Raw genomic sequence first — 13,231 nt, 5'->3', positions numbered from 1 at the left:
TTGTATGGATTTAAATAACCGCCTGACAGAAGATGAAGCGCTGGAACAGGCTTACGATATCTTTCTGGAACTGGCACCGGATAATCTGGATCCAGCAGATATTTTGCTGTTCAACTTGCAGTTTGAAGAGCGTGGCGGTGCGGAACTGTTTGACCCGGCGGAAGACTGGCAAGAGCACGTGGATTTCGACCTGAATCCGGATTTTTTCGCCGAAGTGGTGATTGGGCTGGCCGAGCAGGACGGTGAAGAAATTACAGATATTTTCGCTCGTATTCTCATCTGCCGGGAAAAAGACCACAAGCTGTGCCACATCTTGTGGAAAGAGTGACACTCTCGTCGAATATAACCTGACTGGCGGGTCAACCGCCTGTGTTAAAACGCAAAACGCCCCATATTTGGGGCGTTTTGCGTGATACTGGATACCAGACGTATCAGCGAATCACGGTAATGGGTCGACCTTCAGGCAGGATACAGCGTGTCTGAAGCTACCTTCCAATACTGGACGGGTTTTGGTGCACTCCGGCCCCACAACCGGGCAGCGGGTACAGAATACACAGCCCGTCGGCGGATTAATCGGCGAAGGGAGATCGCCTTCCAGCAGTTGAATCTGTTTGTTGCGCTCCTTGTCTGGATCCGGAATCGGCACCGCCGACATCAGCGCACGGGTGTAAGGATGCTGTGGATTATGGTACAGCTCATCATAGGTCCCCAGTTCTACCGCATGTCCCAGATACATCACCAGCACACGGTCAGAAATGTGTTTTACCACCGACAAATCATGGGCGATAAAGATCAATGACAGCCCCATCTCACGCTGCAACTGTTGCAGCAGATTCACCACCTGAGCCTGAATCGACACGTCCAACGCAGAAACCGGTTCGTCACAAATAATCAGTTTGGGTTCCAGAATCAGTGCACGGGCGATACCGATACGTTGACACTGGCCGCCAGAAAACTCATGCGGGTAACGGTTAATCAGGTTCGGCAGCAAGCCAACCTTCATCATCATGGTTTTGACGCGGTCTTTTACTTCCTGACGCGACATATCCGGGTGGTAGGTACGCAACGGCTCGGCAATAATTTCACCAATGGTCATACGCGGGTTGAGCGATGCCAGCGGATCCTGAAAAATCATCTGAATATCGCTACGTACATCACGCCATTCAGTGTCACGCATTCCCAGCAGATCTTTCCCCAGCCAGCTAATGCGTCCGCTGGTCGCTTTTACCAGACCGATAATGGCGCGAGCCAGTGTGGATTTACCACACCCCGACTCCCCGACCACGCCCAGGGTTTCCCCTTCATAGAGACGCAGGGTAACGCCATCTACCGCTTTCAGCTTTTTAGCCGGTTGCCAAAACCATTGTTTGTCATCACGGATATCAAAGTGGACCTTGAGTTCATCCACTTCAAGCAAGACTTTTTTGTTTTCCAGCTCATTCATACTAATTCCCCCACACTCCGGAAACAGGCTCGCAGACGACCTTCACCAAACGGCTTCAATTCAGGTGCATGCTGACATTGTTCCTGTGCATACGGGCAACGCGGCTGGAAAGGGCATCCTTTCGGCAGGCGCAACAGGTTAGGTGGATTCCCCGGAATCGTAGCCAACTCAGCATTCTCTTCATCGAGACGAGGAATCGCTTTTAGCAGACCCAGAGAGTATGGATGGGTTGGCTCATAGAAAATCTCGCGCGCACTGCCGTACTCCATAGTACGTCCGGCGTACATAACCAGGACTTTGTCGCAAATACCGGCGACCACGCCCAGGTCATGGGTAATCATGATAATGGCGGTATTGAACTCACGCTTCAGGTCATTGAGCAGCGTCATGATCTGCGCCTGCACCGTCACATCAAGCGCGGTGGTCGGCTCGTCAGCGATCAGTAATTTAGGGCGGCACAGCAACGCCATGGCAATCATCACGCGCTGGCGCATCCCACCCGAAAACTCATGCGGATACATACGCATCCGTTTTCTGGCCTCTGGCATTTTTACCGCGTCCAGCATGCGTACCGACTCTTCAAACGCATCGCTTTTACCCAATTTCTTGTGCTGCATCAGCACTTCCATCAACTGATCGCCAACACGCATGTACGGGTTCAGTGAGGTCATCGGGTCCTGAAAAATCATGGCGATCTCTTCTGCTCGCAGGCGATTAAGTTCACGCTCCGGTAGATTGAGAATCTCACGCCCGTTGAAACGTGCCGAACCACCAATGTGACCATTAGCAGCCAGCAGCCCCATCAGCGCAAATGCCGTCTGGGATTTACCCGAGCCGGACTCACCCACAATACCCAGTGTTTCACCGGCACTGAGCGAAAAATTAAGATCGTTTACCGCCGTGACATCACCATCAGGCGTACTGAACGTCACGCGCAAATCTTTAACATCAAGCAAGGCGTGGGTTTCTGACGTATTCATCATGATATGAAGCGTCTCCTTAGCGGTCTTTCGGGTCGAGGGCGTCACGCAAGCCATCGCCGATAAAGTTGAAACAGAACAGGGTTACCACCAGGAAACCGGCGGGATAAAGCAACAACCATGGCGCCACTTCCATTGAGTTCGCACCATCGTTTAATAATGCCCCCCAACTGCTCAGCGGTTCCTGGGTACCCAGGCCAAGGAAACTCAAGAAGGATTCAAACAGGATCATGCTCGGCACCAACAGCGATGCGTACACCACCACCACACCCAGCACGTTTGGTACCACATGACGCAACACGATGCTACGGGTAGAGACACCGCATACCAGCGCTGCTTCAATAAACTCTTTGCGCTTCAGGCTCAGCGTCTGACCGCGCACGATACGCGCCATATCCAGCCAGGACACCATGCCGATAGCCACAAAGATCAACAGAATATTCTGCCCGAACAGGGTCACCAGCAAAATCACGAAAAACATGAACGGGAAGGAGTTGAGGATCTCCAAAAGACGCATCATCACTGAGTCGACTTTGCCACCCAGATACCCCGACGCCGCACCATACAGTGTCCCGACAATGACCGCCACCAGAGCTGCAGCAACACCGACCATCAGCGAAATACGCCCGCCGATAGCCACTCGCACCAACAGGTCGCGACCGGAAGAGTCGGTACCAAAGTAGTGCTTAGACGCCATATCCGGTGCACTGGACATCATATTCCAGTCGGTGTCCGCATAATTGAACGGTGCCACCATCGGGCCGATAACAACAAACAGCGTAATCAACGTCAGGACAAACAGACTGGCCAGCGCGGCACGGTTGTGCATGAAGCGACGGCGCGCATCCTGCCACAGGCTACGCCCTTCCACTTCCAGTTTCTCGCTGAAGTTATCCAGCGCTTCACGGTTACGTTTATTCCAGAACATCAGTGATTTACCTTAGTAACGGATCTTCGGATCGATGACCGCATATAGCACATCGATGACCGCATTAAACAGAATGGTCAGCGCACCCACTAAAATAGTCAGGCTCAGCACCAGCGAATAGTCACGGTTAAGCGCACCGTTAACAAATAACTGACCAATACCAGGTAAACCAAAGATGGTTTCAATCACCATAGAGCCAGTGATAATCCCTACGAAAGCCGGCCCCATGTAGGACAACACTGGCAACAACGCAGGCTTGAGTGCATGGCGCAAAATGATCCGACGCAACGGCAGCCCTTTGGCACGCGCAGTACGGATAAAGTTTGAATGCAGCACTTCAATCATGGAACCACGGGTAATACGCGCAATGCTGGCGATATACGATAACGAGAGCGCGACCATCGGCAGAATGATGTATTTTGGCGCTCCACCGTTCCAACCGCCCCCCGGCAACCAGTGCAGGGTTATCGCGAATATCAACACCAACAGCGGTGCCACAACAAAACTGGGGATCACCACGCCAGTCATGGCAAACCCCATGACGGTGTAATCCCATTTACTGTTCTGATTCAACGCGGCAATCACACCGGAGGTCACCCCCAGCACTACCGCCAGCAGAAAAGCAGCAATCCCCAACTTGGCCGACACAGGGAAAGCCTGGGCAACCAAATCGTTGACTGAATAATCTTTGTATTTGAAAGAGGGACCAAAGTCACCTTTCAACAACTGCACCAGATAATTGCCATACTGTTTGATCATCGGATCATTCAGATGGTATTTGGCTTCGATGTTCGCCATCACTTCAGGGGGAAGATTACGCTCTCCCGTGAACGGACTTCCCGGGGCCAGCCTCATCATGAAAAACGAGATCGTGATCAGGATGAACAGTGTCGGGATCGCTTCCAGGCAACGACGGAAAATAAATTTTAACATTGACCTTACCTATAAAACCGGTCTGAAATTTTCGCTTCTATTTATCACACTTTATTAAACCGAATAAGGGCTGTGTGCCAGACACACAGCCCTGTCATCATTAATGCTTGATAATATAAAGGTTTTTAACGTTCAGGTTATCCAGTGGATCTTTACCTGTAATGCCACCCACATACGGTTTAACCAAACGGGTGTTGGCATAGTAATACACCGGAACCACGACAGCGTCTTTTTCCAGCAGCATCTCAGCCTGCTTGTAAACATCCCCACGCGCTTCTTCAGTGGTGGCAGCCAATGCTTTTGCCATCAACTTGTCGAAATCTGCGCTCTTGTAATGTGCGGTGTTGCTGCTGCTGTTGGAAATCATGGTATTCAGGAACGTGGTCGGTTCGTTGTAATCTGCACACCAGCCAGCACGAGCGACATCGAATGTGCCCTGATGACGGCTGTCCAGGAATGTTTTCCACTCCTGGTTTTCCAATTTTGCATCTACCCCGATGTTGTTTTTCCAGATAGAGGACGCCGCGATCGCCAGTTTTTTATGCAGATCGGAGGTGTTGTATAGCAGATTAAAGGTCAACGGTTTTTCTGACGTGAAGCCAGCTTCAGCCAGCAGTTTCTTCGCTTCAGCGTTACGTTTCTCACGCGACCAGCTCATCCACTCAGGCGGAGTCAGTTTGCCATCCAGACCATCGATGTACGGAGGGGTGAAACCAAACGCCGGGGTATCACCCTGCGCTTTCACCTTGTTAACCAGAATGTCTTGATCCAGACCCAGCACTAACGCCTGGCGTACACGCGCATCGTTAAACGGCGCCTTCTGGTTGTTGATCTCGTAGTAATAGGTACACAGATACGGATCCGCTTTCACTTCGTTGGGGATCTCTTTCTTCAACTTCTGGAACAACTCGATAGGCAGGTTGTTATAGGTCATGTCGATTTCACCGCTGCGGTAACGGTTAACATCCGTCACTTCAGAAGAAATCGGCAGATAGGTCACTTTGTTGATGATGGTATGGGCGTTATCCCAGTAATTCGGGTTACGCTCCAGAACGATTTTCTCGTTTACAACCCACTCTTTCAGCGTATAAGCGCCGTTGCCGACCCAGTTAGCTGGCTGAGTCCACTTTTCACCGTATTTTTCAACAGCTTTCTGATTCACCGGGAAGGTAGAGGGGTGAACCAACAGCTTATAGAAGTACGGAACTGGCTCACTCAACGTGACTTCCAGCGTATGATCGTCAATGGCTTTCACACCCAACGTATCCGGGGATTTTTTACCGTCGATAATTTCATCAATGTTAACGATATGACCGAACTGCAGGTAGCTGGCATAAGGCGATGCTGTTTTCGGATCGGTAACACGACGCCAGCTATAAACGAAATCCTGTGCAGTTACCGGATCGCCATTGGACCATTTAGCGTCTTTACGCAAGTGGAAGGTCCATACTTTGAAATCTTTGTTATCCCAGCTTTCTGCAACACCCGGTGCCGGGCTGCCATCCGGAGAGGTAACCAGCAGCCCTTCCAGCAGATCACGCGCGACGTTAGATTCCGGCACGCCTTCCATTTTATGCGGGTCGAGGGAAGCGACTTCAGCACCGTTATTACGCACCAGTTCCTGCTTTTCAGCCAGTTGCACACCAGCAGGCACCGTAGCAGCCCAGGCAGAAACGCCTGCGGAAGCCGTGATCGCAGCGAAAATGCTCACTGCCAGTCTTTTTTTAATAGTGTTGTTTACCATTATTTACCTTGCTCCTGTTCTACTGTTATCACCCAATCAGGCATATAACGTTTTTTACGTATTACGCGGACAGACAATACCGTCGCCAGAGGAACGACTCTGGCAACATGGCCGCTTAATCACATCAAAATTGTTTTATCCACGTCGCACGACTCGATACGCTTAATGCCGCAACAACGTGTTGGAAAAATCAACAGAGATAAAAACAGCACATATCAGCAACCCAAAAACTGCCGCTGTCCCTTCCCAGGACCGGCAGTCTGTCGCCATTTCCACTCTTCCCTGATGGTACGCCTTCCCCAAATTCCACAAAAGTCGCCGGGGATAACGTTCTAATAAAATTAACTTATCCGTAACGGCTTGGGAAAATAGCGTGATGCCGAACGTATCAGAAGAATCCGTCTTCGCCAATAGATTTTGCAGGCTGTTACTTAAATTTCTTTTCAATCCCGGAAAGTCACAAAAAAACCAGTATGTGTAAATGGACACAAAAGCACCCGAGCATGGCATCAACTATGGCAAAAGCGCCCCCGACAGCAGATTGTCCAATAAGTGGCAGGCATGGAAGAATTAACCATAGTCAAGGACAAAAAATGCACGATAAAAAACTTCTACCGCCATCAATGACTTTCCAACGCCCGCGCCTCTACATGTGAATAAATTAACAGTGAAATCTCATGTGCATTGCAATAAAACATCTGCTGTGTTTTACGCCACATGCATTAGCTTATCTAAGGCATTCACATGGTATAAAAATAAGTTATGCCGCCTCGTGTGATAAATAATAGTAGGGAATGCGCCTTTTTCTGCTGATGATGACCGGGAAATGGCATAAGAAAAAAATAGTAATAAAAATAAGGCGAATCAGATGAACGGAATGTACGCAATCGGGGGATAGGAGTGTTGTAAGATCGGGGTGGATTGGTAGATGAAGCAGGTAACACATTAACTTATCGTTGCTCTCCCACTTTAGTCCACCGGCACTTTAGCGCCGACGACATAGCCATAGCGCCAACAACATAGCCATGCCGCCGGGAGCCGAATTGAGCAAAGTCACGCTCTCAGGCAGATTCACCAGCGGCCCAGCAGCAGAGTATAAAGATAAATAAAGGCAACACGGCTCAGACATCACATATCGACACCTAAGCCTCGACACATTCGTTATCAGGACAATCCTGGAAATAACGCGCGAATGCCTGTCACGATAAACTCAATACCAAGCGACATCAGCAACAGCCCCATAATACGTGTCACGACGTTGATACCGGTTTGTCCCAGCAACCTGACTAACGCGGGTGCGGCCCGAAACAACAACCAGCAACAAAATGCAAAAACAGCAATCGCCAACGACAGACCTAGTAAATTCTGCCAACCGTGATAGCGGGAACTCCAGACAATGGTGGAGCTAATGGCACCCGGCCCTGCCATCAATGGTAATGCCAGCGGCACCACACCAATACTTTCCCGATTGGCGGTTTCTGTCTTCTCCTGTTTATTCTGTTTGTCCTCACCCAGTTTGCCGCTGATCATCGACATCGCGATAGTGGTAATCAGAATACCGCCTGCAATGCGGAATGAATCAATCGAGATGCCAAACAGTCGTAGGATAGCGTCACCAAAAAATAGCGCGACCCAAAGGATAATCACCACGGAGACATTGGCTGTCAGGTTGGTTCTCGCCCGCCCTTCCCCTGCCTGGTAGTTGGTCATACTAATGAAGATAGGCAGAATACCTACCGGGTTTATCAACGCAAACAGCCCAATAAAAAACTTGATGTAACCAGAGAAATCCAGAACAGGCTGAATCACTTTTCACCTCTGAAGATTATTGTCAACGCCAGGTGTCTTTGGCGATCGACGGCACACACCGTGACATCGCCTACAGTAATGTAAAGTACAACGTGCCTCCACTTTTTCATCTGACGATTATTCTCTGTCACCACGCCAATTTTCGATACAAAATCACCCATAAGAGCACATGGAATGGTCATTTATTTTTAACAAACCACGGACATAAATGATATTAATTCTCAACAACACCATGCTGAATGGTGTCAGCATGACAATTTAGCGAGTGAGATCACAAAAAACCGACTAGCAACGGGGTATTCTGACTTCAGAGAAAAGAACAGCACCTGAAGCAGCGAACATTGCCCTTATATCGGCAGCCGTTTTAGGAATAGCATTGAGAAACCATGGTTTCTGCCCGTAAAAAGGCAATGACACGCATCAGAAGATTAATCGAGCGCTTTGAGTCAATGGATAATCGTAAGAGCCAAATTATCAGGTACCTCAACCATTATCTATACTGCTTATTTATCGATGGACCATTGACTGAAAGAGCTTAACATTACAGGAGAGCATTATGGCCGTAACAAACGTTGCTGAACTTAACGCTTTGGTCGAACGCGTCAAAAAAGCGCAACATGAGTTCGCAAACTTCTCGCAAGAGCAGGTTGATAAAATCTTCCGTGCAGCAGCACTGGCTGCCGCAGATGCGCGTATTCCGCTGGCAAAAATGGCGGTTGCAGAATCAGGCATGGGGATCATCGAAGATAAAGTCATCAAGAACCACTTTGCTTCCGAATACATCTATAACGCTTACAAAGACGAACAGACCTGTGGTGTACTGTCCGTCGACGACACATTCGGCACTATCACGATTGCCGAACCTATCGGTATTATCTGCGGTATCGTCCCGACCACCAACCCGACGTCTACCGCTATCTTCAAGGCACTGATCAGCCTGAAAACACGTAACGGTATTATTTTCTCTCCTCACCCACGTGCGAAAAACGCAACCAACAAAGCAGCCGATATCGTGCTGCAGGCAGCAATTGCCGCTGGTGCCCCGAAAGACATTATCGGCTGGATTGATGAACCCTCCGTCGAACTGTCCAACCAGCTGATGCACCACCCGGATATCAACCTGATCCTGGCAACCGGCGGCCCGGGCATGGTGAAAGCCGCTTATAGCTCCGGTAAACCGGCTATTGGCGTAGGCGCGGGCAACACCCCTGTCGTGATTGACGAAACTGCTGACATCAAGCGCGCTGTTGCATCGATTTTGATGTCAAAAACCTTTGATAATGGCGTAATTTGTGCTTCCGAACAGTCGGTCATCGTCGTTGATAAGATCTATGACGCGGTACGTGAACGTTTCTCTACGCACGGCGGTTACCTGCTTAAAGGCAAAGAGTTGCAGGCCGTGCAGGCGATGATTTTGAAAAACGGCGCGCTCAATGCCGCTATCGTCGGCCAGCCCGCCATCAAGATCGCCGAAATGGCCGGTATTATAGTCCCAGCCAGTACGAAGGTATTGATCGGTGAAGTCACCCATGCAGACGAGTCTGAACCGTTTGCACACGAAAAACTCTCCCCGACACTGGCTATGTACCGGGCGAAAGATTTTGAAGAGGCCGTAGAGAAAGCGGAAAAACTGGTTGCGATGGGCGGGATCGGCCATACCTCGTGTCTGTATACCGATCAGGATAATCAGCCGCAGCGTGTGAACCATTTTGGCGACAAGATGAAAACTGCCCGCATTCTGATCAATACCCCAGCTTCTCAGGGTGGGATCGGTGATCTGTACAACTTTAAGCTGGCACCATCGTTGACTCTGGGTTGTGGCTCATGGGGCGGTAACTCTATCTCCGAAAACGTCGGACCGAAGCACCTGATCAACCGTAAAACCGTTGCTAAGCGAGCTGAAAACATGCTGTGGCATAAACTTCCTAAATCTATCTATTTCCGTCGCGGTTCACTGCCGATCGCGCTGGAAGAAGTGGCGACTGATGGTGCCAAACGCGCCTTCATCGTAACCGACCGTTTCCTGTTTAATAACGGCTATGTAGACCAGATTACCTCCGTACTGAAACAGCAAGGTCTGGATACCGATGTTTTCTTCGAGGTGGAAGCGGATCCGACACTCAGCATCGTTCGCAAAGGTGCTGAACAGATGAACGCGTTTAAACCTGACGTCATCATCGCACTGGGTGGCGGTTCGCCGATGGATGCCGCCAAGATCATGTGGGTCATGTACGAACATCCGGATACCCATTTCGAAGAGCTGGCGCTGCGTTTCATGGATATTCGCAAACGTATCTACAAGTTCCCGAAAATGGGTGTGAAAGCAAAACTGATTGCCGTCACGACCACCTCAGGGACAGGTTCTGAAGTCACACCGTTTGCCGTAGTAACCGATGATACCACCGGTCAGAAATACCCGTTGGCAGACTACGCGTTGACACCGGATATGGCGATTGTCGATGCGAATCTGGTGATGAACATGCCGAAATCGCTGTGTGCTTTCGGCGGTCTGGATGCCGTCACCCACTCGCTGGAAGCCTACGTTTCAGTACTGGCAAACGAATACTCCGACGGACAGGCGTTGCAGGCACTGAAACTGCTGAAAGACAACCTGCCAGCCAGCTACCACGAAGGTGCCAAAAACCCGGTAGCACGTGAACGCGTCCACAACGCGGCCACCATTGCCGGTATCGCTTTTGCCAACGCTTTCCTGGGTGTCTGTCACTCAATGGCACACAAATTGGGGTCTGAATTCCATATCCCGCATGGCTTGGCTAACGCCTTACTGATCAGCAACGTGATTCGTTACAACGCTAACGATAACCCGACCAAACAGACGGCATTCAGTCAGTACGACCGTCCGCAGGCGCGCCGTCGTTATGCCGAAGTCGCCGATCATTTAGGCTTGAGTGCCGTCGGTGACCGTACCGCTCAGAAAATTGAAAAACTGCTGGCTTGGCTGGAAAGCATGAAGAAAGAGCTGGGGATCCCGGCGTCTATTCGTGAAGCGGGCGTGCAGGAAGCCGATTTCCTGGCCAAAGTGGACAAGCTTTCTGAAGATGCCTTTGACGATCAGTGCACCGGCGCTAACCCTCGTTATCCGCTGATTGCCGAACTCAAACAAATCCTGCTGGATTCGTTTTATGGACGTCCGTTTGTCGAGCATGCCGTGACGGACACCAAAGCCACCGCGGTCACCGCCAGCGCACCAGCCAAAGCGGAAAAGAAAGAGAAGAAAGCCGTTAACTAATAGTCGTTAACCCACAACGTCTATCAAGCCCTGTGCCTAGCGCACAGGGCTTTTTTTATCCAGTCATTTTTTATCCAGTAATGTAATTGCCGCCCTCTTCCTAACCGCCGCTGGCTGAGGCGCCTATAGGCTTGTATAACGCTATGTGTCTGTATGTCTCAACCAGCCATAAGAAGACGAGAATCGAGGCCATAAACGCACGTTATAAGCCTGAAATTCAGGATGCTGAAGGGGGAGCCAGGGTGAACAAAAGAAAAGCGTGGCGAGCCTGCCAGCAACGGTTCCCCTTTCGGGGCAAAACCACCCCATTTTAGGCAACACCACACGCGCGTCTTTTAGAATAACCGTCATGACATGGGGAAATCTTACTGCCGACGTTTGGCAACCTGAGACACGGCTTCCATACACACAAAGTAACGAATATTTAATTTTTATTAGCAATATTTACCGAGGGCTATAACCGGACCGATGTGCCACGCTCCGGCCATTAATAAGGCAGGCTAAATACTTAACCTATTATTGATATGGATTATTCCGCCTCAGCCCGCGTCAGCCCCAGTGCGATTTTATAATGCTTACGGCATACCGATACATAACTTTCATTTCCACCAATCACAACCTGAGCGCCCTCAATGACAGGCTTGCCATGTGAGTCTACTCGCAATACGTGATTCGCCTTACGCCCACAATGGCAGACGGTTTTAAGTTCAACCAGTTTGTCAGCCCAGGCCAATAAATAATGACTGCCACTAAACAATTCCCCACGGAAATCGGTGCGCAGGCCATAGCAAAGAACCGGAATGTCTAATTGATCGACAACATCACACAACGCATTCACTTGCTCACGCGTCAAAAACTGACTTTCATCAATTAGCACACAGTGAATAGTTTGCTGACGATGGGCCTGTTCAAGAGCCTGGAATAAATCTGTCTGCTCGTTAAACAATAACGCGGGTGAAGAGAGGCCGATACGCGAACTGACGATGCCGCTCCGGCCGGAACGATCATCTATTTCAGCCGTAAACACCAGCGTGCGCATTCCCCGCTCCTGATAGTTATATGAAGACTGCAACAGTGCGGTAGATTTCCCTGCATTCATCGCGGAATAATAAAAATAAAGCTGCGCCATGGCTCCTCGTTCAACGGCATTCACCGGTCAGTAATCGTTAAAATTTATTGTAACATAGGTATTGATGCTGACGAGGGTTTAGTCATACCGTCGGCGTTGTCAGTACCACAATCATTCTGTGGTTTAGTAATATTGACTGCGCCATCATGAGCCCCAAGAAACTATCGCTACACTTGTGCATGACTATTTCCGCTACAGAGCACGCTAACAGAATGTATTAGCTGGTTTGTTAGAAATTTATATTGCTCGTCTGATACGTGATTTTCGATTTAAATTTGCTAAATTTTAACAACCTGACAATTTTGCCTATTGCAGAAAATAAAACAGCACTCTATTATCTCTGTACTGTCACCGATAATATTTATTTTGAGATTAATCCAATGAGCGAAGCACTTAAGATTCTAAACAACATCCGCACTCTGCGTGCCCAGGCAAGAGAATGCAGTCTCGAAACACTGGAAGAAATGCTGGAAAAGCTGGAAGTCGTGGTTAACGAACGTCGTGAAGAAGAAAACCAGGCTCAGGCTGAAATTGAAGAACGCACACGCAAATTACAGCAGTATCGTGAAATGCTTATTGCTGATGGCATTGATCCTAACGAATTACTGCAATCTCTGGGTGCGAGCAAAGTAGCGGGTAAAGCTAAACGTGCTGCACGTCCGGCTAAATATCAATACACTGACGAAAACGGCGAACTGAAAACCTGGACCGGCCAGGGCCGTACGCCTGCAGTTATCAAGAAAGCCATCGAAGAACAGGGCAAATCCCTGGATGACTTCCTGCTGTAATTCTTAGTTTAAGAATAAATAAAAACACCCCATTAACGGGGTGTTTTTTTATGTCTGATTAGCGCAACCAAACGATCGTCCAACTGATACTCTCGCCATACTTCGCAACGACAGGCCTGCAGGCTTTTTACTCACCTCGCCTTTAACCTTTACTCGCTCTATAAATAAGCAGGTCTTTCTGGTGGTGCTCTAGCAAATGCACTCCCCCAGTTTTAGACACCCTCAG

General features: G+C 49.5%; 10 protein-coding genes. 3 read left to right on the top strand and 7 right to left on the bottom strand.

All coding sequences use genetic code 11. The features are described 5' to 3' along the window. Positions 1 to 4 precede the first annotated feature (4 nt). Positions 5 to 328: an HI1450 family dsDNA-mimic protein gene (locus FAZ14_RS15590; RefSeq protein WP_012884808.1), complete on the top strand. Its 324-nt coding sequence runs from the start codon at positions 5 to 7 to the stop codon at positions 326 to 328. 111 nt (positions 329 to 439) lie between these two features. Here the strand turns inward: FAZ14_RS15590 and oppF are convergent, their stop codons facing one another. The 6 genes from oppF to FAZ14_RS15560 all read right to left on the bottom strand — a co-directional run bounded on the left by oppF (position 440) and on the right by FAZ14_RS15560 (position 7,838). Then, the gene (oppF, locus tag FAZ14_RS15585; protein WP_038904421.1) at positions 440 to 1,444 is read right to left on the bottom strand and encodes a murein tripeptide/oligopeptide ABC transporter ATP binding protein OppF; all 1,005 of its coding nucleotides are present in this window, start codon (positions 1,442 to 1,444) and stop codon (positions 440 to 442) included. After that, the gene (oppD, locus tag FAZ14_RS15580; protein WP_023639746.1) at positions 1,441 to 2,427 is read right to left on the bottom strand and encodes an ABC transporter ATP-binding protein; all 987 of its coding nucleotides are present in this window, start codon (positions 2,425 to 2,427) and stop codon (positions 1,441 to 1,443) included. Before oppD ends, oppF begins: the two co-directional genes overlap by 4 nt. 16 nt (positions 2,428 to 2,443) lie before the next feature. Continuing rightward, a complete protein-coding gene (oppC, locus tag FAZ14_RS15575; RefSeq protein WP_038908034.1) occupies positions 2,444 to 3,352 on the bottom strand; it encodes an oligopeptide ABC transporter permease OppC in 909 nt (302 codons plus the stop codon). A gap of 12 nt (positions 3,353 to 3,364) precedes the next feature. Next, complete coding sequence (gene oppB / locus FAZ14_RS15570) at positions 3,365 to 4,285, bottom strand: oligopeptide ABC transporter permease OppB (protein ID WP_012884812.1); 921 nt, start codon at positions 4,283 to 4,285, stop codon at positions 3,365 to 3,367. A 100-nt stretch (positions 4,286 to 4,385) separates the two neighbouring features. Beyond that, on the bottom strand, positions 4,386 to 6,029 hold the full coding sequence (oppA, locus tag FAZ14_RS15565; RefSeq protein WP_153508850.1) for an oligopeptide ABC transporter substrate-binding protein OppA: 1,644 nt from the start codon (positions 6,027 to 6,029) through the stop codon (positions 4,386 to 4,388). 1,164 nt (positions 6,030 to 7,193) lie between these two features. Beyond that, positions 7,194 to 7,838, bottom strand: a complete 645-nt coding sequence (locus FAZ14_RS15560) for a YchE family NAAT transporter (protein ID WP_016941300.1) — start codon at positions 7,836 to 7,838, stop codon at positions 7,194 to 7,196. Positions 7,839 to 8,394: 556 nt separating this feature from the next. On the opposite strand from FAZ14_RS15560, the gene adhE reads away from it, so the two are divergent. Further along, positions 8,395 to 11,088, top strand: coding sequence for a bifunctional acetaldehyde-CoA/alcohol dehydrogenase (gene adhE / locus FAZ14_RS15555; RefSeq protein ID WP_153508849.1), 2,694 nt, complete (start codon positions 8,395 to 8,397; stop codon positions 11,086 to 11,088). 529 nt (positions 11,089 to 11,617) lie between these two features. On the opposite strand, the gene FAZ14_RS15550 is transcribed toward adhE, so the two are convergent. Beyond that, the gene (locus FAZ14_RS15550) at positions 11,618 to 12,217 is read right to left on the bottom strand and encodes a thymidine kinase (protein ID WP_016941297.1); all 600 of its coding nucleotides are present in this window, start codon (positions 12,215 to 12,217) and stop codon (positions 11,618 to 11,620) included. 380 nt (positions 12,218 to 12,597) lie between these two features. Here FAZ14_RS15550 and hns point away from each other — a divergent pair, with 380 nt between their 5' ends. After that, positions 12,598 to 13,005, top strand: coding sequence for a histone-like nucleoid-structuring protein H-NS (gene hns, locus FAZ14_RS15545; protein WP_029456333.1), 408 nt, complete (start codon positions 12,598 to 12,600; stop codon positions 13,003 to 13,005). Positions 13,006 to 13,231: the final 226 nt, after the last annotated feature.

This window comes from Dickeya oryzae (assembly GCF_009372235.1).
In the GTDB taxonomy this organism is placed as follows: Bacteria; Pseudomonadota; Gammaproteobacteria; order Enterobacterales; family Enterobacteriaceae; genus Dickeya; species Dickeya oryzae.
This window is presented reverse-complemented; position numbering and strand designations above follow the sequence as displayed.

Coding starts and splice junctions, on each gene's coding strand:
- FAZ14_RS15590 (WP_012884808.1), top strand. CDS start 5: ATGGATTTAAATAACCGCCTGACAGAAGATGAAGCGCTGGAACAGGCT.
- oppF (WP_038904421.1), bottom strand. CDS start 1,444: ATGAATGAGCTGGAAAACAAAAAAGTCTTGCTTGAAGTGGATGAACTC.
- oppD (WP_023639746.1), bottom strand. CDS start 2,427: ATGATGAATACGTCAGAAACCCACGCCTTGCTTGATGTTAAAGATTTG.
- oppC (WP_038908034.1), bottom strand. CDS start 3,352: ATGTTCTGGAATAAACGTAACCGTGAAGCGCTGGATAACTTCAGCGAG.
- oppB (WP_012884812.1), bottom strand. CDS start 4,285: ATGTTAAAATTTATTTTCCGTCGTTGCCTGGAAGCGATCCCGACACTG.
- oppA (WP_153508850.1), bottom strand. CDS start 6,029: ATGGTAAACAACACTATTAAAAAAAGACTGGCAGTGAGCATTTTCGCT.
- adhE (WP_153508849.1), top strand. CDS start 8,395: ATGGCCGTAACAAACGTTGCTGAACTTAACGCTTTGGTCGAACGCGTC.
- FAZ14_RS15550 (WP_016941297.1), bottom strand. CDS start 12,217: ATGGCGCAGCTTTATTTTTATTATTCCGCGATGAATGCAGGGAAATCT.
- hns (WP_029456333.1), top strand. CDS start 12,598: ATGAGCGAAGCACTTAAGATTCTAAACAACATCCGCACTCTGCGTGCC.